Origin of the sequence: Baekduia sp., from assembly GCF_035996765.1 — a bacterium.
Lineage (GTDB): Bacteria > Actinomycetota > Thermoleophilia > Solirubrobacterales > Solirubrobacteraceae > Baekduia.
Genome location: NZ_DASYJG010000049.1, coordinates 13,588 through 32,083, shown reverse-complemented (window position 1 = coordinate 32,083; position 18,496 = coordinate 13,588). Strand labels below are relative to the sequence as shown.

The window sequence follows — 18,496 nt, the reverse complement described above, 5'->3', positions numbered from 1 at the left end:
ACGGACGGGATGCCCGCCCGTCGCGACATGCGCGCTCAACCGGGAAGCGCGGCGCCCGGCTCGGTGAACGCCGGTGCGACGTAGGGCTGGCCCGGCGTCGCACCGATCGCCAGCAGCCGCACCGGGTCGTCACCCGTCGTGATCTTGCGGCTCACGCCCGGGCCGACGCGCGCGAAGACGCCGGGCTCCAGCCGGTGCTCGGCGCCATCGGCGTGCAGCGTGGCCGAGCCCGACAGCGCGGTGTAGACCTCTTCCTGGCCGTCAGCCGAGTGATCGTGCTCGGGGAAGTGCTCGAAGTGCGGCGGAAAGTTCTCCACCTGCATCCCGAACGACGTCACGCCCAGCCCCGCACGCGCCCGGCAGAACCCTCCGCCATTGGGCGAATCGAACTCCTCCACCCGCTTGACGACGACATCAGACATCAGCGACCTCCTGGTCGGATAGTTGGCCTGTCGATGAGTCGACGGACGAGATCGCCCGATTCGACACCCAACCTCCAACTTCGCCCGAACAAGCGATGGCTGTTCGGTTCGAGAAGACCGGTGCTGGTATACCCGCACGCCAATGCCCTCCGACGTCGAGCTCTATCAGCGCACCTACTCGACCCTGCTGCGGTCGCGGGGTGAGACGAAGTTGAGGATCTTGGAGTCGTCGCATATTGCGATCGAGTCTTCGCTGCATCCGTTCGCGGGCGCCGAGGAGCTCGACCTCGGCGCGTTCCTCTACGCCACGCAGCGGCTGCCGGCCAACATCTACCAGGGCCGCGTGGTCATCATGGGCCAGGAGGAGGAGCAGTTCGCCGGCGTCGGCCTTCCGCTCGTCGACTGGCCGACCACCGAGGCGCCCGCCCGCCGCCGGCAGTGGCACGAGGGCCCCGACGGTCAATGGGGCGTCCTGCTCTCCTCGACCTCCGACGTCGACGACCTCGTCCCGACCCTCGTCGCCTACCAGATTGAGTGGAACAAGCTGCGGCGCAAGCTGCGCGCGATCGGCTGGCCGCGGCCACAGGGCCTCCCCGGCGCCGACGAGTGCGCGCGCGTCCTCGGCGGCTCGGTCGACGACTGGGAACGTCTCCAGGAAGCCTGGGGCACCGCGTTCGCCCGCCGCCTCGGCGAGGTCGCCGAGACGAACCTGAGCCTCCGCGTCCGCATGCTCGGCGGCTCGCAGGTCTCCTACGCGCGCCTCACCCGCCGCTGGTGGGCACCCGTCGGCCAGACGATGCGCGACCACAGCATCGGCCGCGACGCCCCGATCTACTTCGTCTCCTCCAACACCCACTCCTTGGTCAACCTGCTCTCTGGCGACGCCCGCACCCGGGAGGCCGACCTCGTCGACTGGGTCCAGCGCGCCGGCGCGCGCGACCTCCAGGACGAGCTCGCCGCCTTCCGCGAGGAGCGCACCGCCGGCTCGTGGAACAACTTCCTGTACTTCCTGGCCCGCGAGCAGGCGGTCTCCGAGCCCGGCCCGCAGACGCGCCGCTACGCCGAGGCCGCGCGCGGCATCCTGCACCTCAACGCCGAGTCGGGCCTGCGCGTCGCCGCCCAGGTGATGCCGCTCAACAAGCTCGACCCCGCAGCGATCGACGACCGCCTCGGCGACGTCGACGCCGAGGCCCTGCAGGCCAGCCGCGCGGTCCTGATCAACATCGACTACCCGCTCGGCCTCGCGGCCTACAACATCCTGCGCGAGATCACCGAGGACCGCGACACGCTGCGCGGCGTCTACGTCCTCGGCAAGGCCGCCACGCTCAACGCCGACGTCGGCGACGTGATGATCTCCAACACCATCTACGACGAGCACTCGGGCACCACCTACTGGCTCGACAACGCCTTTGACTTCGACGCCATCGCGCCCTATCTGCGCTTCGGCTCGGGCCTCGACAATCAGCGCGCGGTCACCGTCCGCTCGACGTTCCTGCAGAACCGCAACTACCTCGATCGCTACTACCGCGAGGCCTACACGGTGGTGGAGATGGAGGCCGGGCCCTACTGCGACGCGGTCTACGAGATCGCCGAGCCCGACCGCTACCCCGCCGGCGAGCAGGTCAACTTCTCCAAGCTCCCGATCGACTTCGGGATCGTCCACTACGCCTCAGACACGCCCTTCACGCAGGCGCGCACGCTCGGCGCCCGCGGCATGAGCTATTACGGAATGGACTCCACCTACGCGACCTCGATCGCGATCCTGCGCCGGATCTTCACCCTCGAAGGGGCACTCTCCTGACCGGGCGCGCGGCCGGTCTCCAGAGCCGCGTGTCAACGGTCGATAACCTGGGAACAACGTTGCGCGTCCTCCCAGGTCGCTAGCGTCACGTCATGGTCAACGCCGAGCTCCGCACGCTCCACGCCGCAGACGGAACCCCCGTCTGCAACGTGTCGTTCGACCTCTCGGCCGAGCAGCTGCACGCCACGGCCCGTGCCGCCGAGGCGATTCGCCTCGAGCGCCACCGTCACCAAGCCCTCAGCACCGACGACGTGCTGGCCTTGCGCGAGCTGACCGGCCTCTCCGACGAGCTCCACATGCTCGCCGACCACGGCGCCAACGCGACCGTCATCCTCCAGCTAGCGCGCTTCGTCGCGCTGCACGACGCGCTCTCTGAATGGATCGCCGCCGCCGACGAGCGCGGCTGGATGCGGGAAGACGACCAGGCGATCCATCCGCTCGTCGCCGCATTGCTCGACCCCATGGCCTCGCTGCGCGCCGACGCGCTGCACGCCGTCTTGGGCGAGGCCGCCCGCGCGGCCGGCGCCGACGCGTAAATGGCTCAGCCGGTGTTGCGCAGGCCGAACGCGATCCCGGTCACGGTTCCCAGCAGCGCCTGACGATCGGCGGTCGCGTCGGCTCGCGTGCGCTCCAGCAGCTCGACCTGCAGGTGCGAGAGTGGATCGACCCACGGATCGCGGTGGGCGAGGCGGTCCTGCAGGCGCGCGGCGCCGGCGAGCAGCCGATCGCCGCCGGTGATCGCCAACACCGACGACTTGACCTTCTCGTGCTCTGCGACGATCTGGGGCCAGAAGCGCGCGCGCAGCTCGGGATCCACCAGCCGCAGGTAGCGCTCGGCGACGCCGAGGTCGGTCTTGAAGAGCGCCATCTCCAGCGTCGAGATCAGCGTGGCGAAGAACGGCCAGCGCGCGGACATCGCGCGGTAGCGCTCGAGGTCGCCCTCGGCCAGCGCGGTGCCCGCGCCGTACCAGGACGGCAGCAGGATCCGATTCTGCGTCCACGCGAAGACCCACGGGATCGCGCGCAGCGACTGGATCGTGCCGTCGCTGCCGCGCGACGGCGGCCGCGAGCCGATGTTGAGGTCGGCGAGCGCCTCGACCGGCGTGATCTGGAAGAAGAAGCGCGCGAAGTCCGGGTCCTCGTAGACCAGCGCGCGATAGGTCTCGCGCGAGCGGCGGGCCAACCGATCGACATCGGCGCGCCAGTCTTCGGCCGCCGCCGGCCGCGCGACGTTGGAGGCCAGCAGCACCGCGCTCAGCGTCTGCTCCAGCGAGCGCTCAGCCAGCTCCGGATGGCCGTAGCGGGAGCTGATCGTCTCGCCCTGTTCGGTGATCCGGATGCGACCGCGCAGCGAGCCGGTCGGCTGCGCGACGATCGCGCGGTAGGTCGGGCCACCGCCGCGCGAGGTCGAGCCGCCGCGACCGTGGAAGAGCTCGAGCTCGATGCCGGCCCCGGCCGCCTGGCGGGCGAGATCGAGCTGCGCGCCGCGCAGCGCCCACTGGCTGGCGAAGAAGGACCCGTCCTTGCCGGAGTCCGAGTACCCCAACATGATGACTTGACGGTTGCCTTGACGCGCCAGCAACTCGCGGTACGAGTCCGACCCATACAACTTGGCCATCGTCTCCGGAGCGCGGTCGAGGTCGTCGAGCGTCTCGAAGAGCGGGACGAAGCGCAGGTCCAGCGCCGCGCCCGCGCGCTGCGCCAGCCAGCGGGCGCCCAGGACGTGCGAGGGCTGCTCGGTCATCGACACGATCAGACAGCGGACGACGTCCGGGCCGTAGGCCTCCGACGCCAGCGCGGCCGCGTCGAGCGCGGCGACCAGCTCGCCGGCCGTGCCGGGCGGCCGGCGCTGCAGGCCGACGTCCCCGGCCGCGATCGCCTCGTCGAGCAGCGTCTGGCGCTCCTCCTCCGGCGCGTTGGCGTAGCCGGGCAGCAGCGCGCCGACGGCCGCGTCGATGACCGTCGCGTTCTGGCGCAGGTCCAGCCCGGCGAGATGGAAGCCGAAGGTGTCGACCTGGCGCAACAGCCGCCGCAGCGATCCGTGAGCGACGTGCGCAGAGCCGAGGCTGTCGGCGATCAGCTCGAGATCCGCGCGCAGCTGCGCGGGGCTCTCGTAGCCGGCCTGCCCGCCGCGGACGTCGAGCATGTTGATCAACCTGCGCTCGATGAACCCCAACTTGGTTCGCAGCGGCTCCCACTCGTGATGGGGGCGGCGCAGCACCCGCGCGTCGGGCAGCTCCTGCGCATCGCGCTGAAGCGAGGCGGTCAGCGCCTCGCTCACCGTCACCCGGCGCTCGGAGTGCGAGAAGCGCCGGGCCAGCCGCGCGACGCGCTCGCGGAGCATCCGGATCGCGGCGCGCCGGTGCAGCTCGATCGTCGCGGTGACGGTCGCGGCACCGACCTCCGGATGACCGTCCATGTCGCCGCCCGGCCACGACGCGAACTCCAACACGGGCGTGGCGGGCAACGGCCCGAGGTCGCGCTCGAGCTCGTCGAGGACCGTCGGCACCGTGTCGTAGAGCACCGACTCGAAGACGTAGAGCGTGCGGCGTACTTCGTCCTCGACATGCGGCCGCGCGCGGCGGACCTCGTCGGTCTGCCACCAGATCGTCAGGACCTCGCGCAGCTCCTCCAGCAGCGCACGCCGGCGCGAGCGACCGGTCCGCGAGTCCTCGAGACGATCCAACAGCTGGGTGATCGCCCACTGGTGATCGAGCACCGAGCGCCGCGACGCCTCGGTCGGATGGGCGGTGAGCACGAGCTCGACGTGGAGGTCGGCCAGCGCGGTGACCGGATCGACCGCGTGCTCGGCCAGGAGGTTGGCGGTCTCGGCCAATGACTCGCGCTGCACCGTGCCTTGGGCGTCGTAGCTGCGACGGCGGCGCAGCCGCTCGCGCTCCTCGGCGATGTTGGCCACCTGCAGCTGCAGCGAGCACGCGCGGATGATCGGCTCCAGCTCGTTCTCGGATAGCCCATGGAGGCGCGCGAGGAGCGTCTCGGCCGCGCCCTCCTCGCTCTTCCGCACCCGGGCGGCGGTCGCATGCAGCCACGTCACGGCGTCGGCGAAGTCGGCGCCGCACTGCTCGGTGAGCACGTCGCGGACCAGCGCTTCGAGCAGTTCGAGGTCAGAGGTGTCCATGCGGCGCCCACGCTAGTGGCGTGCGGCGGCCGTGGACATGGACCGGCGGGCAGAATGCACCACCATGGATCTGCGACAGCTCGAGTACTTCGCCGCGGTCGCCCGCCATCGGCACTTCCGGCGCGCGGCGGAGTCGCTGTACGTCACGCAGTCGGCGGTCTCCCAAGCGGTCCGGCGGCTGGAGGCCGAGTTGGGTCTGGAGCTGCTGCGCCGGACATCCCACGGCGTGCAAATCACCCCGGCCGGCGAGGAGCTGCTCGGGCGTGCCGAGGCGATCCTGGCCGACGTCGCGGGCGCGCGGGCGGCGATGGACGAGCACGCAGGAACGCTGCGCGGCGGCGTCCGGGCGGCCGCCACGACGGGTGACGCGCTGCGGCTGGCGCCCGCGCTGGCGCGCTTCGGGCGCGAGCATCCAAGCGTGCGGATCGCGCTGCGCCAGGGTGGCCCGAGCGAGGTGGTGGACTTGGTCGCCAACGGCGCAGTGGACCTCGCGGTCGCGGCGCTGCCGGAGGCGACGGCGCTGCCGGAAGACGTCGAGGCGCTGGCGCTCGCCGCCGAGCCGCTCGTCTTGCTCGTCGCGCCCGACGACGCCTTGGCCGGCAAGACCGCCGTCAAGCTCTGGGACGTCCGCGACCGCCCGTTCGTGCTCGCCGAGCCGGGCACCGCGCTGCGCGGCTCGGCGCTGGCGGCGTGCGCGGCCGAGGGCTTCGGCCCGGTCCCGCTCTTCGAGGTCGGCGAGCCGACGGCGGTGCGCTTCCTGGTCGGCGCGGGGCTGGGCGTCTCGCTGGTCCCGGCGTCGTGGCTGGCGCTCGAAGGCCCGGAGGTCGGGATGGCCACCGTCGCCGGCGCGAACGCGGTGCACGCGGTCGCGCTCCTGACACGGCGGACGACGCCGACGCCGATCGCCCGTCTGCTGGCCGAGCACCTGCAGGCGACGCTCGGCTAGAGCACGTCGGCGATCTCCTGTTCCAGCCGCCGCCGCGGCCGCGAGCCGATCAGCTGCAGGATCGGCTCGCCGCCCCGAAAGAGCAGGAACGTCGGCATCGACAGGACGCCGTACTTGGCGGCGATCGCCTGGTTGGCCTCGACGTCGAGGCCGACGACGCGGAGGTCGTCGCGCTCGGCCGCGAGCGCGTCGAGGATCGGGTGCATCGCGCGACACGGACCGCACCAGGCGGCCCAGAAGTCGACGAGGACGGGGACGTCGGACTCGAGCACGTCGGCGGCGAACGAGTCGTCGGTGGCCTGGGGGAAGGAGGCGGTGGTCATGGCCCTCAGTGTGCGGCGCGGAGGCCCGTCGGTCGACGCCAATCAGCGATCGACGCGAGTAGCAACGCTGCACGCGGCAGAATGAAGGGCAGTGGCCGAGCTTCAAACAGGCAGCGAGTTCGCCGGCTGTCGCATCGAGGGGGTCCTCGGCCGCGGCGGGATGGGCGTCATCTACCGGGCGACCGAGCTGCGGCTCGGGCGGCCGGTCGCGCTCAAACTGATCGCCACCGAGCAGGCCTCGGACCCCGATGTGCGCGAGCGCTTCGAGCGCGAGGCGCGGATGACGGCGTCGATCGAGCACCCCAACGTCGTTCCGGTCTACGCGGCAGGCGAGGAGGACGGCCACCTCTACCTCGTGATGCGCTTCGTGCCGGGGACCGACCTCCATCACCTGCTGCAAGAGGAGCGACGCGTGCCGCCCGCACGCGCCGCCTCGATCGTCGCGCAGGTCGCCGACGCGCTCGACGCCGCGCACGCCGCGGGCCTCGTGCACCGCGACGTCAAGCCGGCCAACATCCTCATCAACAACGACCATGCCTACCTCAGCGACTTCGGCATCACGCGCGTGCAGGCGTCCGACACGCGGATCACCGACAGCGGCAACTGGATCGGGACCGTGGACTTCATGGCCCCCGAGCATCTGCGCGGGGAGCCGACCGACGCCCGCGCCGACGTGTACGCCTTGGGCTGTGTCCTGTTCACGGCGCTGACGGGCACCCCGCCGTTTCGGCGCGACACCGTGCCGGTGACGATCACCGCGCATCTGCACGATCCGCCCCCGCGGCCGTCGGAGACCGCCGGCGTGCCGGCGGCGTTCGACGCCGTGATCGCGCGGGCGCTGGCCAAGGATCCGGCCGATCGTTACCCGTCGGCGGGCGATCTGGGCCGCGCGGCGCGCGCGGCGGCCGCGGGCGAATGGGCGTCCACCGCGCGCGGCTCTGTGGCCACCGGGGCGGCGACGCCCGAGGAGGCCGAACCGACGCGGATCGCCCCGGCGCCGGGCGCGACCGCGGTGATGGTCGACTTCTCCGGCACAGCGCCGGTCAAGTCGACCAGCGCACCGGCAGGATCGGCATCCGAGACGGCGGCGACGGCGCACGCCGGCGTGGCCAACGGCACGAGCGCGCCACCGCCGCGGCGCGACCAGCGCCGCCCGGCTGCCGTGAAGGTCCAGCGTGGCCGCGGGCGCAAGCTGGCCCTGGCGGCGACCGTCGCGGTCCTGGCGATCCCGACGGTGCTCGTCGTCCGCTGGGTCGCCGGTGCCGACGGCACCGCGACCGGCCCGCTCAGCGCCGGCGAGGTGCGCGACGCGGCGCAGTCGTTCGCCGACGCCTACAGCAACGAGGACGACGCAGCGCTACGACACACGCTGACGCCCGCGGTCCGGCGCTGGGGCGCCAGCGGCGCGGCGCAGCGCGGTCGCGTGGCAGTCGTCAGCGAGTACCACCGCCAGTTCGCCACGAGCAAGATCCAGCACTACGCGCTCGACAACCTGAAGGTCTCGGGCGGCACCGCCGGCCGCGCTGAGGGCCGCTACACCGTGACGCGCGACGGCGCACCGCCGATCACCGGCCGGATCGTCTTCGGCGTCATCCGCCGCGACGGCAAGGCCGCGATCGACCTGATCGCGACCGAGCCGCGGGCCTAGCAGCGGCGCGCGAGCTGCACGACCACCGTCGACCCCGGATCGACGTGGGCGCCGGCGCTCGGGTCGGTCGCACAGACCTCGGGCTTGCCGCCGAGCAGTTCGTCGAAGAAGCCGCCGTTGGTGGTCTGCAGATCGCCTTCGAGATGGGCGTCGGCCAGCGCGGACTTGGCGTCGTCGGCGCTGAGGCCGACGAGGTCGGGGACCACGACGTCGACGACGCGACGGACCCGCACGGCGGTCAGCGCCGGGCGAGCGCGGCCGGCGCTGGCGAGGACGTCGACGACGTTGACGCCGGGTTCGACGCTGATCTGCGCGCTCCAGGCGCCACCGCTCACCTGCGCGCGCTCGCCGCGCACCGTGACGGTCGCGCTCGCCGGTCTCACGGTCCCACGGACCTCCACGCTCGCCGTCCGCACCGTCCCGAGATCCTGCGGCGCGGTGACCTGCAGGCGCACGGGTGCGACCGGCTTGGCCGGCTTGTCGCCACCACAGGCGCCGAGCAGGAGGGCGCACGCTGCGCCGGTGAGGAGGGAGAGCCGCATGCGTCGAGGTCGCCGGTGCAGCACACCGAACCCCACCAGTATGCGACAGCGCCCGCCCGTCGTTAACTCCCGAAGCCCCCTGCTGGCACAGAGGGCTTCGGATGAGGAAGGTCAAACATGAGCGGAGGAGGAGGGTGCTACACGCTCACTCCAGTAGTCGGCAGCCGCCCGCACAGACTTGAGATGGGCCGGGCGCGATGTGGCCGGGCGGTGGCTCAGTCCGCCGCGCCGTTGGACGCCGGCACGAGCCGGACCGTCCGGCGGCCGCCGGCCAGGGCGCGCTGCCATGGGCCGACGCCGTCGAGATCCTGGCCGGCGTCGAGCAGCAGCGCCGCCAGCGTCAGCGCCTCGTCGCGCGGCTGCGGCGGCGAGGCGTAGGCGCGGTCATGGCGACCCGTCAGCCCCGGGCTGAAGCGATCGTCGACCTCGACCGTGAACGACGGGCCGAGCGTCAGGGAGAGCTGGTCGGGAGCGGACACCGCGCGCAAGCGTCGCAGGTGCGCGACGCTTGCGCCACGTGGACGAGCGGCCTCCGCAGCACTCGACGACACCGAACCCGCGATATGCGCGGGTTCGGTGTCGCTCAGCGATCGATCCCAGGGATCATCTGCCGCAGGCCGGCCAGGGCGTGGTGCCCTGCGCCGCCAGCAGCGCCGCGGCGCGCCGATCCTGCTCGGCCTCGGGCGCGGCGGCGGGGTCGCCGCTGCCGCCCATCGCCCGCCACGTCGCGCGGGTGAACTGGTACTTGCCGCGGTACTGCCCATCGGCGGAGATCGCCGTCGGATCGCCGCCGGACTCGCACCGGGCGATCCGACCCAGCGTCGCGGAGTCCGGTCCGACCGCGGAGGCGACCGCCTCCGGCCCAGCGCTGCTCGCCGGCGCCGCCGTCCCGGACGGCAGCTTCATCGCGCCCGCCGTCTGCGGGCCGACGATCCCGTCGACCGTCAGGCCGTGGGCGCGCTGGAAGGAGCGCACGGCGCGCGCGGTCGCCGCCGAGAAGCGGCCGGTCTGCCCGATGCCGAGCGCCGCCTGCAGGGCGGAGACGGCGCTGCCGGACGAACCGGCGCTCAGCGTGCTCGGGACCGGCGCTTGCGCGCTGGTCTGCGCCAGCGCCAGCGGGCCGCCCAGCGCCAGCACGGCGCCGAGGATCGCCACCGAGCTGCTGCCGCCGCGGCGTCGCCGTCGGCGGAGGACCGCCAGCCGTTGCGCCACAGCGGTCCGGCGCGCACGCGAGCGTTCCATGGACGCCTGGCAGGCGCGTTCGATCTCGTAGATCACGAAGGGTGCTTCCTTTGCTCTTCACGCCTACGGGGTTAGCTGACGGGCTCGCGCTGTAGAGCTGCGCTACGCCACAGATGTGGCGATTCGCCCCGGGACCCGCTCACGCGGATCCAGTTGGGTCCCCCGCTCCCGGCGACACGGCGCCACCGGGACTCGGCTGGTGTACAGCCGTGTAGGGAAGCACATCGGCACGACACATGCTGGGTGACAGAACGTTCGGGACCGAGCCGTCGGCGAGCCGCGCCGTCCTGGTTCGTACACTGCGCCCCAGCGCATGCCACCAGAGCCAGAAGCACCCCGCCGCAGGGATGACCGCCAGCCAACGCCGTGGCGGGTCGAGGGCGGACCGACCGAGAAGAAGCAGGGCCCGATGGGCATGCCACGCCCTCCCGGAGGCCGCCGCTTCCTCTACTTCGTCGTCGCCGTGCTGGCTTTGAACGTCCTGTTCGGCTTCCTGGTCCCCAGCCAGCCGAACCGGATCTCGGTGCCTTATACGCAGTTCCTCAACGAGGTCGACAAGAACAACGTCCGCGAGGTCACCTCCAAGGGGGATGACATCCAGGGCGTCTTCAAGGTCAAGGTCGACCCGCAGGACTCCAAGCACGAGTCCGAGACCAAGTTCAAGACCTTCCGTCCGGCCTTCGCGCCGACCAACGAGACGCTGCTCGCCCAGCTGCAGGCCAAGGGCGTCATCGTCAACGCCAAGCCACTGGACAACGGCCGCTCGCTGTGGGCCGACATCCTGCTCTTCTTCGGCCCGACGCTGCTGATCGTCGGCCTCTTCATCGTCATCGCCCGCCGCGCGGGTGGCGGCGCCGCCGGCCTGTCGGGCCTCGGCCGCTCGCGGGCCAAGCGCTATGACTCGGCCAGCACGTCGCGCACGACCTTCGCCGACGTCGCCGGCATCGACGAGGCCGAGGATGAGCTCGAAGAGGTCGTCGACTTCCTCAAGAACCCCGACAAGTACCGCTCGCTCGGGGCGATGATCCCGAAGGGCGTGCTGCTGAGCGGCCAGCCCGGCACGGGCAAGACGCTCCTGGCCCGCGCGGTCGCCGGCGAGGCCGACGTGCCGTTCTTCTCCATCTCGGCGTCGGAGTTCATCGAGATGGTCGTCGGCGTCGGCGCCTCCCGCGTCCGCGATCTCTTCACGCAGGCCAAGGCCGCGGCGCCGTCGATCATCTTCATCGACGAGCTCGACGCGATCGGCCGCCAGCGCGGCGGCGGCGCATCGCTCGGCGGCCACGACGAGCGCGAGCAGACGCTCAACCAGATCCTCACCGAGATGGACGGCTTCACGGGCTCTGAAGGCGTCATCGTCCTGGCCTCGACCAACCGACCTGATGTCCTTGACGCTGCGCTGCTGCGCCCCGGCCGCTTCGACCGCCGCGTCACCGTCAACCCGCCCGACGTCGAGGGCCGCGAGAAGATCCTCGAGGTCCACACGCGCTCGGTGCCGCTGGCTGACGACGTCGACCTCAAGGGCCTGGCCGCGACGACGCCCGGGATGGTCGGCGCCGACCTGCGCAACCTCGTCAACGAGGCCGCGCTCGGCGCCGCCAAGTCGGGGCACAAGGCGGTCGAGTCCGCCGACTTCTACAACGCCTTCGAGAAGATCGTCCTCGGCACCGAGCGGCGCATCACCCTCAGCCGCGAGGAGCGCGAGCGCACCGCCTACCACGAGGGCGGCCATGCGCTGCTGGGCATGCTCGAGCCGGGCGCCGACCCGGTCCGCAAGGTCTCGATCGTCCCGCGCGGGCGCGCGCTCGGCGTGACGTTCCAGTCGCCCGAGAGCGACCGCTACGGGTACGACACGGCCTACCTGCTGGGCCGGATCACCGGCGCGCTGGGCGGCCGCGCGGCCGAGGAGATCGTGTACGGGTCGGTCACCACCGGCGCCGAGTCCGACCTCCAGCAGGTCACCCAGATCGCGCGCTCGATGGTCGGCCGCTGGGGCATGTCGGACGCGATCGGCCTGGTCACCGTCATCTCCGACGAGCCGCAGTACCCCGGGACCGATCCGGCTTCCGAGGAGACGCGCGAGCTGATCGACCGCGAGGTCCGTCGGATCGTCGAGGAGTGCTACGTCCGCGCCGTCGACCAGCTACGCGAGAACCGCGAGCGGCTCGACGGGCTGGCCGCCAAGCTGCTGGAGCGTGAGACGCTCGACCAGGACGCGGCGTACGAGGCGGCCGGATACGAGCGTGGCAGCGCGCCGGGCGACCGGCCGCCGCACGGGATGCTCAAGGAGCCGTCGGTGCGCAGCGCGCCGGCGCTCGACGCGGCGCCGAGCGACAACGCCACCTAGCTCCGCGCAACTTCCACGCACCCCGGGCCGTTCTCCTCACACGGCCTCGGGGTCATGTGAAGTCCTCCCAGATGAGATGCCCCGGGGCCGTCTTCTCCCATGTCCCGACACGCCCTCCCAGGGGCGGCGCTGGCCGCTGCCCTCCTGCTCTGCGTCGCCTGCGCGGCGCCCACCGCCCGAGCTTCAAGCCGCGCGCCGATGTACTTCGACGCCGGCACGGCTGCAGTGCACGACGAGACGCGCGACGCCACCCTAGCCCGCCTCGACGCCCTCGGCGTGCGCGCGCTGCGCCTGACGCTCGTCTGGGCCGCCGTCGCGCCGGACGCCGGCAGCGCCGTGCGCCCGACCTTCGACGCCGCCGATCCCAATGCCTATAACTGGGGTGGCTACGGGCGCCTCGTCGACGCTGTACACGCACGCGGCTGGCGCGTGCTGATCACCTTCAGCGCCCCGGCACCGAAGTGGGCGACCGCGGCGCGCACCGACCAGGTCACCCGCCCCAGCGCTCCGGAGCTCGGTGCGTTCGCCACCGCCGCCGGGCGCCGCTTCGGGGACGCCGTCGACGCCTGGGGCATGTGGAACGAGCCCAACCACCCGCGCTTCCTCAAGCCGCAGTACGTCAACGGCAAGCCGGCCGCGCCGGCGCTCTACCGCGGGTTGCACCTGGCCGCGGTGCGTGGCCTGGAAGCCGCCGGCCAGAGCGAGGACACCATGTTGGGCGGCGAGACGGCACCGGGTGGCGACCGCAAGCGATCCGTCCCGCCGCTGCAGTTCCTGCGTGGCGTCTATTGCGCGGGCTGCACCAAGCTGCGCATCGACGGCTGGGCCCACCACCCCTACGCCAACCGACGCGGCCCGTTCTACGTCCCGCCCGATCGCGACAACGTGACCGTCGGCGTCATGGGGAGACTGGAGACCGCGCTCACCCGTGCAGCCCATCGCAAGCTTCCGGTCTGGGTGACGGAGTTCGGCGTGCAGAGCACGCCCGACACGACGCTCGGCGTGCCGCTCGCTCAGCAGGCCGAGTACCGCTCGATCTCCGAGCGGATCCTGCGTGCCGACCCGCGGATCGCCGCGACCGCCCAGTACTTACTCACCGATGACACGGCGCTCAGCGGCTTTCAGTCCGGGCTGATGACGGCATCCGGACGCGCCAAGCCGAGCTTCGACGAGTTCCGCATGCCCTTGACCGTCCGGCGCAGCGGTGCGATGGCGCTGCTCTGGGGCCTCATCCGGCCGGCCGACGGCGCGACACGCGTCGAGGTCCTCGCCCGGGATCGCAACAGCGCGCACGCCACGGCAGTGGCAACGCGGCCCACCGACGCCGGCGGCACATGGACCGCACGGCTGCCGTGGCGCGCCGGCCGGACATGGCGCGTGCGCTGGACGGCCCCCGACGGAGCCACCTACGTCGGCCCGCCGGTTCGGGTGTACGGATAACCGCAGCGCAGGACACCGGCCCGCCCCCACGAAGTGAGACATCCGATTCGGTTGGATGAGCGTAACCCCACGTGCAGAAGCGCGTTCCCGGGGTACACCTCCCAACTGCATCGACATGCCCACCCAAATCCCGACCATGTACGCCACCGAAGTCCGCCACCATCTGATGCTCCTCGGCGAGGAGCGCGTGCTCGCGCACGAGGCCGGGCTGGACCACGACCGCGCCTACATGGCCGACCTCGAGGACGAGATCGCCACTTACCGGTCGGCCTACATGGGCGCCGTCATCACCGAGATCGCGATGCTTCGCGCGCGGCTCGACGGACCTCTTCAGGGTTAGCCAAACCTCCTCGTACGGTAAGGCTCTTGGTTATGAGAGCCGTGCCAGAATCCGGTGGCGTGCGTGGGTCAGCCCTCATCGCGGTCGCGGCGCTGTCCTTTGCCGCCGGCAGCCCCACCGCCTCCGCGGCGGATGCTCCTGCCTGCGCCGGCGCCGACCAGACGCCGGCAACGCTGACGGTCACCCAGACACGCAGCGCGATCAGCTGCTTGCTCAACGCCGCCCGCGGCCCCGCGGCGTCGCTGCGGCCCGACGCCCGGCTCGCCCGCGCCGCCCAGCGCTTCGCCCGCGCGCTCGATCCCGCCAAGCCGCTGACCCACGACGGCCACGGCGGGACATCGCCGCTGGACCGGATCGCCGCGGTCGGCTATCCGCGTGGCGGCTCCTTCTCGGCGGCCGAGACGCTCGGGCGCTCGAATGGGTCACTCGCAACCCCGGCGCGGCGAGTCAAGAACTGGCTGGCGTCAGCAAGCACGCGCCGGCTGCTGACCAGCACGCGCTACCGCGACGTCGGCATCGGCGTGGTGACGCGCGGCGCCGTGACGACGTTCGTCGTCGAGGTGGCGGCGCGGCGCGCTGCCGCGCAATCCGGGTCGGCAGGAGCTGCCCATGGCAGCTCTCAGCGACCCGGATCCTTCACGTCGTCGCGCTGACGGCGGGCGCCGAGGCGCGCAGCGCCAGCGCGAGCTCGAAGCGCGCGTCGGGATCGTCGAGACGCTCGCCGAACAGCTCGCGCAGTTGAGCCATCCGGTAGCGGACGGTCTGCGGATGCACGTGCAGGCGCTCGGCGACACGTGAGACCTGGCCCGGCTCGTCGAGCCACGCGCGCAACGTCTCGACGAGCTTGTCGCGCGCGCCCGCGCGGAGGTCGTCGAGCGGCGCGAGCGCGCGAGCGGCGAGGTCGGCGGCGAGCGCACCGTCGCCGTGCAGCAGCAACGCCGGGAGATGCTCGTCGCTGAGCAGCGGGCTGGCGGGTGGCAGGAGGTCAAGCTCCTGGAGGCCGAAGGCCGCCTGCGCGCGGGCCAGCGAGCCGGCGGCGCGCTCCAGCGCGACGGTCGGGCCGAGCGCCGCGGGCGTGCCGTTGAGCGCGGCGGTCAGCTCGGCGCGGCGGCCGGGCGCGCCGGGGTCGGGGATGAAGGCGAGCGTCAGCTCGTGGTCGGCGGCGGCGATCGTCTCGCCGCCCAGGCGTGAGGCGAGACGATCGGCATCGGGCGTGCGGACGACGAGGCCGGCGACGGTCGCAGGCCGCGGCCAGATGGCGAGCTGCGCCAGATCGCGCACCTCCTCGGCGCCGGCGTCGTCGCGCGCCAGCAGACGGACGAGCGCGCGACGGCGGCGCTGGCGCTCGGCCAGCGTGGCCGACTGCTCCGCGGCGTAGCCCTCGACCGACTCGGCCGAGATCCGGTCGATGTAGGAGAAGATCGCGGTCGCCAGGCGGTAGAGCGTCTCGGGATCGAAGCCCGCGGCCTGGCCGGCGGCGACGCAGCGCTCCCAGGCCAGGCGCGCGCCGAGGCGGTAGGCGCTGAGCAGCGCGTCCAGCGAGCGGCCGGCGCGCATCTCGCCGCGGCCGAGCGCGACGTAGATGGCGCGGAAGCCGGGATCCTCGTCGGCGGTCGGGTCGATGACCGTCTCGACGAAGCGCCCCAGCGCCTGCTCGACGCCGGCCCGCAGGCCGCGCCCGAACGGCCCCTCGAGCGGGCGCGCGTACTCGGGGACCTCGCGGCCGATCGCGGCGATCATCTCCTCGGCGAGGCCGGGGAGGATCGGACGCAGCGCGTCGCCGAGCGCCGAGGGAAGGGCCTGGTCCATTTAGCACGAGGCTACAGATCCGGGTGCGAGATCATCCGCCATGACGGACATCGGGCACCGAATGAGCGTATTTCGAAACAACTTCGTGCCGCAACGGCAATGCCGTAAGACATCTGAGTCCGGCGCGCTAAGATCATCGAGACCGTTGCAGAAGCAACGACTCGCGGACTCAAAGGATCTCAGCGCCCAATGACCTCTCTCCTCCTCATCCCGCTCGACGACACCGTCGTCTTCCCGACCATGGATGTGACGCTGCCGGTGGACACCGGTGACGACGATCGCGTCCTGCTCGTTCCGCGCCACGAGGGCGAGTACGCCTCCGTCGGCACCATCGCCAAGGTGGCCCAGAAGGTCCGTCTCCCCGGCGGTGGCCACGGCGCGATGCTCGAGGGCATCTCGCGTGGCGTCGCCGGCGCCGCGCACACCGACCACGCCGGGCGCCTGCGCGTCGAGGTCGAGGAGCGCGTCGACGACGTGCCCGTCGACGGCCGCACGCGCGAGATCGAGCGCGAGTACCGCGCCACCGTCGAGGAGATCCTCGAGTTGCGTGGCGACGACGGCCGCATCGCGTCCTGGGTCCGGGCCATCACCGAGCCCGGCGCGCTGGCCGACACCTCCGGCTACGCCCCGGACCTGACCTTCGAGCAGAAGGTCGAGCTGCTGGAGACCGTCGACGTGACGGCTCGCCTGGAGCTGGCGCTGTCGCGTCAGCGTGAGCGCCTGGCCGAGCTGCAGGTGCGCCGCAAGATCCGCGAGGACGTCGAGTCCGGCGCGGCCAAGCAGCAGCGCGAGTACGTCCTGCGCAAGCAGATGGAGTCGATCCGCCGCGAGCTCGGCGAGGACGACGCGACCGTCGGCGAGGACTACCGCACCAAGATCGCCGAAGCCGGCATGCCCGACGAGGTGCGCGAGCAGGCCGAGCGCGAGCTGGCCCGCCTGGAGCGCTCCGGCGAGCAGTCGGGCGAGGCGCAGACGATCCGGACCTACCTGGATTGGCTCGTGTCGGTGCCGTGGAGCGAGCGGTCCGAGGACCAGTTGGATCCGACCCACACCCGCGAGGTGCTGGACGCCGACCACGCCGGCCTGGACGACGTCAAGGACCGCATCGTCGAGTACGTCGCTGTGAAGAAGCTGCGGGAAGAGCGGGGGATCTCCGCCGACAAGCGCAGCGGAGCGATCCTGACCCTGATCGGCCCGCCCGGCACCGGCAAGACCTCGATCGGCGAGTCGATCGCCCGCGCGATGGGCCGTGAGTTCGTGCGCATGTCGCTCGGCGGCGTCCGTGACGAGGCCGAGATCCGGGGCCACCGCCGCACCTACATCGGCGCGCTCCCGGGCCGCCTGGTGCGGGCGCTCAGGGACGCGGGAACCATGAACCCCGTGATCCTGCTCGACGAGGTCGACAAGGTCGGCGCCGACTGGCGCGGCGACCCGTCGGCAGCGTTGTTGGAGGTCTTGGACCCGGCGCAGAACTCCACGTTCCGCGACCACTACCTCGACGTCGAGCTCGACCTCTCAGAGGTCGTGTTCATCGCCACGGCCAACCAGGCCGAGACGATCCCCGGGCCGCTGCTGGACCGCATGGAGGTCATCCGCTTCGACGGCTACACCGTCGACGAGAAGGTCGCCATCGGCCGCGACTACCTGTTCCCGCGCCAGCGGGAGCGCAACGGGCTGCGCGAGGACGAGGTGACCGTCGAGGACGGGATCCTGCGCACGGTGGTCTCCGAGTACACGCGGGAGGCCGGCGTCCGCCAGCTCGAGCGTGAGCTCGGCAAGGTGCTGCGCAAGACGGCGACGCGGATCGCGACGGATGAGTCCATCACGCCTGTGGCGGTTGACATCGAGAGCGTCCGCGACGCCCTCGGGCGCCAGAAGGTGTTCCACGAGGCCGCCCAGCGCACCGCCGTTCCCGGCGTGGCGACAGGATTGAGCGTCACCGGCACCGGCGGCGACGTCCTGTTCATCGAGGCCAACGCCACCAAGTCGTCCAAGCCCGGCCTGCAGCTGACCGGACAGCTGGGCGACGTGATGAAGGAGTCCGCGCGGATCGCGCTGACGTTCGTGCGCGCCCACGCCGAGGAGCTCGGGATCGACCCCGACATCTTCGAGCAGCGTGAGTTCCACGTGCACGTGCCCGCGGGCGCGATCCCGAAGGACGGCCCGAGCGCCGGCATCACGATGACGACGGCGCTGGCCTCCCTGCTCACGGGGCGCCCGGTCAAGCACACGGTCGGTATGACCGGCGAGGTCACGCTGCAGGGCCGCGTGCTCCCGATCGGCGGGCTCAAGCAAAAGGTGCTGGCCGCGCACGCGGCGGGGCTGACCGACGTGATCATCCCCGAGCGCAACCGCGGCGACCTCGACGACGTCCCCGCCGACGTCCGCGAGGCGATGACGTTCCACCCGGTGATGACCGTCGCCGAGGTGTTGGAGCAGGCGCTCGAGCCGGCTCCCAAGGCTGCCGAGTCGCTGGCAAGTTAGTGGTGCAAAAGCGCGT

General features: G+C 72.1%; 16 protein-coding genes and 1 riboswitch. Of the genes, 9 read left to right on the top strand and 7 right to left on the bottom strand.

What is annotated here, in order from left to right:
• Window positions 1-35: 35 nt before the first annotated feature.
• A complete protein-coding gene (locus VGO10_RS11815) occupies window positions 36-422 on the bottom strand; it encodes a cupin domain-containing protein (RefSeq protein ID WP_327468484.1) in 387 nt (128 codons plus the stop codon).
• Window positions 423-564: 142 nt separating this feature from the next.
• Between VGO10_RS11815 and VGO10_RS11810 the strand changes: the two genes are divergently transcribed.
• Together VGO10_RS11810 and VGO10_RS11805 are read left to right on the top strand one after the other, a co-directional pair.
• Window positions 565-2,223 carry a DUF6909 family protein gene (locus VGO10_RS11810; RefSeq protein WP_327468482.1) on the top strand — a complete coding sequence of 553 codons (1,659 nt, stop codon included), beginning with the start codon at window positions 565-567 and terminating at the stop codon, window positions 2,221-2,223.
• Window positions 2,224-2,315: 92 nt separating this feature from the next.
• A complete protein-coding gene (locus VGO10_RS11805) occupies window positions 2,316-2,759 on the top strand; it encodes a hypothetical protein (RefSeq protein ID WP_327468480.1) in 444 nt (147 codons plus the stop codon).
• Between the two features lie 5 nt (window positions 2,760-2,764).
• Here VGO10_RS11805 and ppc read toward each other — a convergent pair whose 3' ends face one another.
• The gene (ppc, locus tag VGO10_RS11800) at window positions 2,765-5,362 is read right to left on the bottom strand and encodes a phosphoenolpyruvate carboxylase (protein WP_327468478.1); all 2,598 of its coding nucleotides are present in this window, start codon (window positions 5,360-5,362) and stop codon (window positions 2,765-2,767) included.
• Between the two features lie 64 nt (window positions 5,363-5,426).
• Here ppc and VGO10_RS11795 point away from each other — a divergent pair, with 64 nt between their 5' ends.
• Window positions 5,427-6,308, top strand: a complete 882-nt coding sequence (locus VGO10_RS11795; protein ID WP_327468476.1) for a LysR family transcriptional regulator — start codon at window positions 5,427-5,429, stop codon at window positions 6,306-6,308.
• Here the strand turns inward: VGO10_RS11795 and trxA are convergent.
• Window positions 6,305-6,631: a thioredoxin gene (gene trxA, locus VGO10_RS11790; RefSeq protein ID WP_414642232.1), complete on the bottom strand. Its 327-nt coding sequence runs from the start codon at window positions 6,629-6,631 to the stop codon at window positions 6,305-6,307. The genes VGO10_RS11795 and trxA overlap by 4 nt on opposite strands.
• Window positions 6,632-6,722: 91 nt before the next feature.
• On the opposite strand from trxA, the gene VGO10_RS11785 reads away from it, so the two are divergent.
• Complete coding sequence (locus VGO10_RS11785; protein WP_327468473.1) at window positions 6,723-8,279, top strand: serine/threonine-protein kinase; 1,557 nt, start codon at window positions 6,723-6,725, stop codon at window positions 8,277-8,279.
• Here the strand turns inward: VGO10_RS11785 and VGO10_RS11780 are convergent.
• The 3 genes from VGO10_RS11780 to VGO10_RS11770 all read right to left on the bottom strand — a co-directional run bounded on the left by VGO10_RS11780 (window position 8,276) and on the right by VGO10_RS11770 (window position 10,099).
• Window positions 8,276-8,821: a PASTA domain-containing protein gene (locus VGO10_RS11780; RefSeq protein WP_327468472.1), complete on the bottom strand. Its 546-nt coding sequence runs from the start codon at window positions 8,819-8,821 to the stop codon at window positions 8,276-8,278. The genes VGO10_RS11785 and VGO10_RS11780 overlap by 4 nt on opposite strands.
• Before the next feature lie 215 nt (window positions 8,822-9,036).
• The gene (locus VGO10_RS11775) at window positions 9,037-9,300 is read right to left on the bottom strand and encodes a hypothetical protein (RefSeq protein ID WP_327468471.1); all 264 of its coding nucleotides are present in this window, start codon (window positions 9,298-9,300) and stop codon (window positions 9,037-9,039) included.
• A gap of 124 nt (window positions 9,301-9,424) precedes the next feature.
• Complete coding sequence (locus VGO10_RS11770) at window positions 9,425-10,099, bottom strand: transglycosylase family protein (RefSeq protein ID WP_327468470.1); 675 nt, start codon at window positions 10,097-10,099, stop codon at window positions 9,425-9,427.
• Window positions 10,100-10,109: 10 nt separating this feature from the next.
• Window positions 10,110-10,271, bottom strand: a riboswitch (cyclic di-AMP (ydaO/yuaA leader).
• A 105-nt stretch (window positions 10,272-10,376) separates the two neighbouring features.
• Here VGO10_RS11770 and ftsH point away from each other — a divergent pair.
• From ftsH to VGO10_RS11750, 4 genes are all read left to right on the top strand, one after another.
• Window positions 10,377-12,407 (top strand): ATP-dependent zinc metalloprotease FtsH, encoded by a 2,031-nt coding sequence (gene ftsH, locus VGO10_RS11765; protein ID WP_414642231.1) that lies wholly within the window; start codon window positions 10,377-10,379, stop codon window positions 12,405-12,407.
• Window positions 12,408-12,506: 99 nt separating this feature from the next.
• Window positions 12,507-13,847, top strand: coding sequence for a hypothetical protein (locus VGO10_RS11760; protein ID WP_327468466.1), 1,341 nt, complete (start codon window positions 12,507-12,509; stop codon window positions 13,845-13,847).
• A gap of 115 nt (window positions 13,848-13,962) precedes the next feature.
• Window positions 13,963-14,187, top strand: coding sequence for a hypothetical protein (locus tag VGO10_RS11755; RefSeq protein WP_327468464.1), 225 nt, complete (start codon window positions 13,963-13,965; stop codon window positions 14,185-14,187).
• Between the two features lie 59 nt (window positions 14,188-14,246).
• A complete protein-coding gene (locus VGO10_RS11750; protein WP_327468462.1) occupies window positions 14,247-14,840 on the top strand; it encodes a CAP domain-containing protein in 594 nt (197 codons plus the stop codon).
• Here the strand turns inward: VGO10_RS11750 and VGO10_RS11745 are convergent.
• On the bottom strand, window positions 14,824-15,996 hold the full coding sequence (locus VGO10_RS11745; RefSeq protein WP_327468460.1) for a helix-turn-helix domain-containing protein: 1,173 nt from the start codon (window positions 15,994-15,996) through the stop codon (window positions 14,824-14,826). The genes VGO10_RS11750 and VGO10_RS11745 overlap by 17 nt on opposite strands.
• 189 nt (window positions 15,997-16,185) lie before the next feature.
• Here VGO10_RS11745 and lon point away from each other — a divergent pair, with 189 nt between their 5' ends.
• Window positions 16,186-18,480, top strand: coding sequence for an endopeptidase La (lon, locus tag VGO10_RS11740; RefSeq protein WP_327468458.1), 2,295 nt, complete (start codon window positions 16,186-16,188; stop codon window positions 18,478-18,480).
• The last annotated feature ends 16 nt before the right edge of the window (window positions 18,481-18,496 follow it).

Coding starts and splice junctions, on each gene's coding strand:
- lon (WP_327468458.1), top strand. CDS start 16,186: ATGACCTCTCTCCTCCTCATCCCGCTCGACGACACCGTCGTCTTCCCG.
- VGO10_RS11755 (WP_327468464.1), top strand. CDS start 13,963: ATGCCCACCCAAATCCCGACCATGTACGCCACCGAAGTCCGCCACCAT.
- VGO10_RS11780 (WP_327468472.1), bottom strand. CDS start 8,821: ATGCGGCTCTCCCTCCTCACCGGCGCAGCGTGCGCCCTCCTGCTCGGC.
- VGO10_RS11805 (WP_327468480.1), top strand. CDS start 2,316: ATGGTCAACGCCGAGCTCCGCACGCTCCACGCCGCAGACGGAACCCCC.
- VGO10_RS11745 (WP_327468460.1), bottom strand. CDS start 15,996: ATGGACCAGGCCCTTCCCTCGGCGCTCGGCGACGCGCTGCGTCCGATC.
- ppc (WP_327468478.1), bottom strand. CDS start 5,362: ATGGACACCTCTGACCTCGAACTGCTCGAAGCGCTGGTCCGCGACGTG.
- trxA (WP_414642232.1), bottom strand. CDS start 6,631: ATGACCACCGCCTCCTTCCCCCAGGCCACCGACGACTCGTTCGCCGCC.
- VGO10_RS11815 (WP_327468484.1), bottom strand. CDS start 422: ATGTCTGATGTCGTCGTCAAGCGGGTGGAGGAGTTCGATTCGCCCAAT.
- VGO10_RS11760 (WP_327468466.1), top strand. CDS start 12,507: ATGTCCCGACACGCCCTCCCAGGGGCGGCGCTGGCCGCTGCCCTCCTG.
- ftsH (WP_414642231.1), top strand. CDS start 10,377: ATGCCACCAGAGCCAGAAGCACCCCGCCGCAGGGATGACCGCCAGCCA.
- VGO10_RS11810 (WP_327468482.1), top strand. CDS start 565: ATGCCCTCCGACGTCGAGCTCTATCAGCGCACCTACTCGACCCTGCTG.
- VGO10_RS11795 (WP_327468476.1), top strand. CDS start 5,427: ATGGATCTGCGACAGCTCGAGTACTTCGCCGCGGTCGCCCGCCATCGG.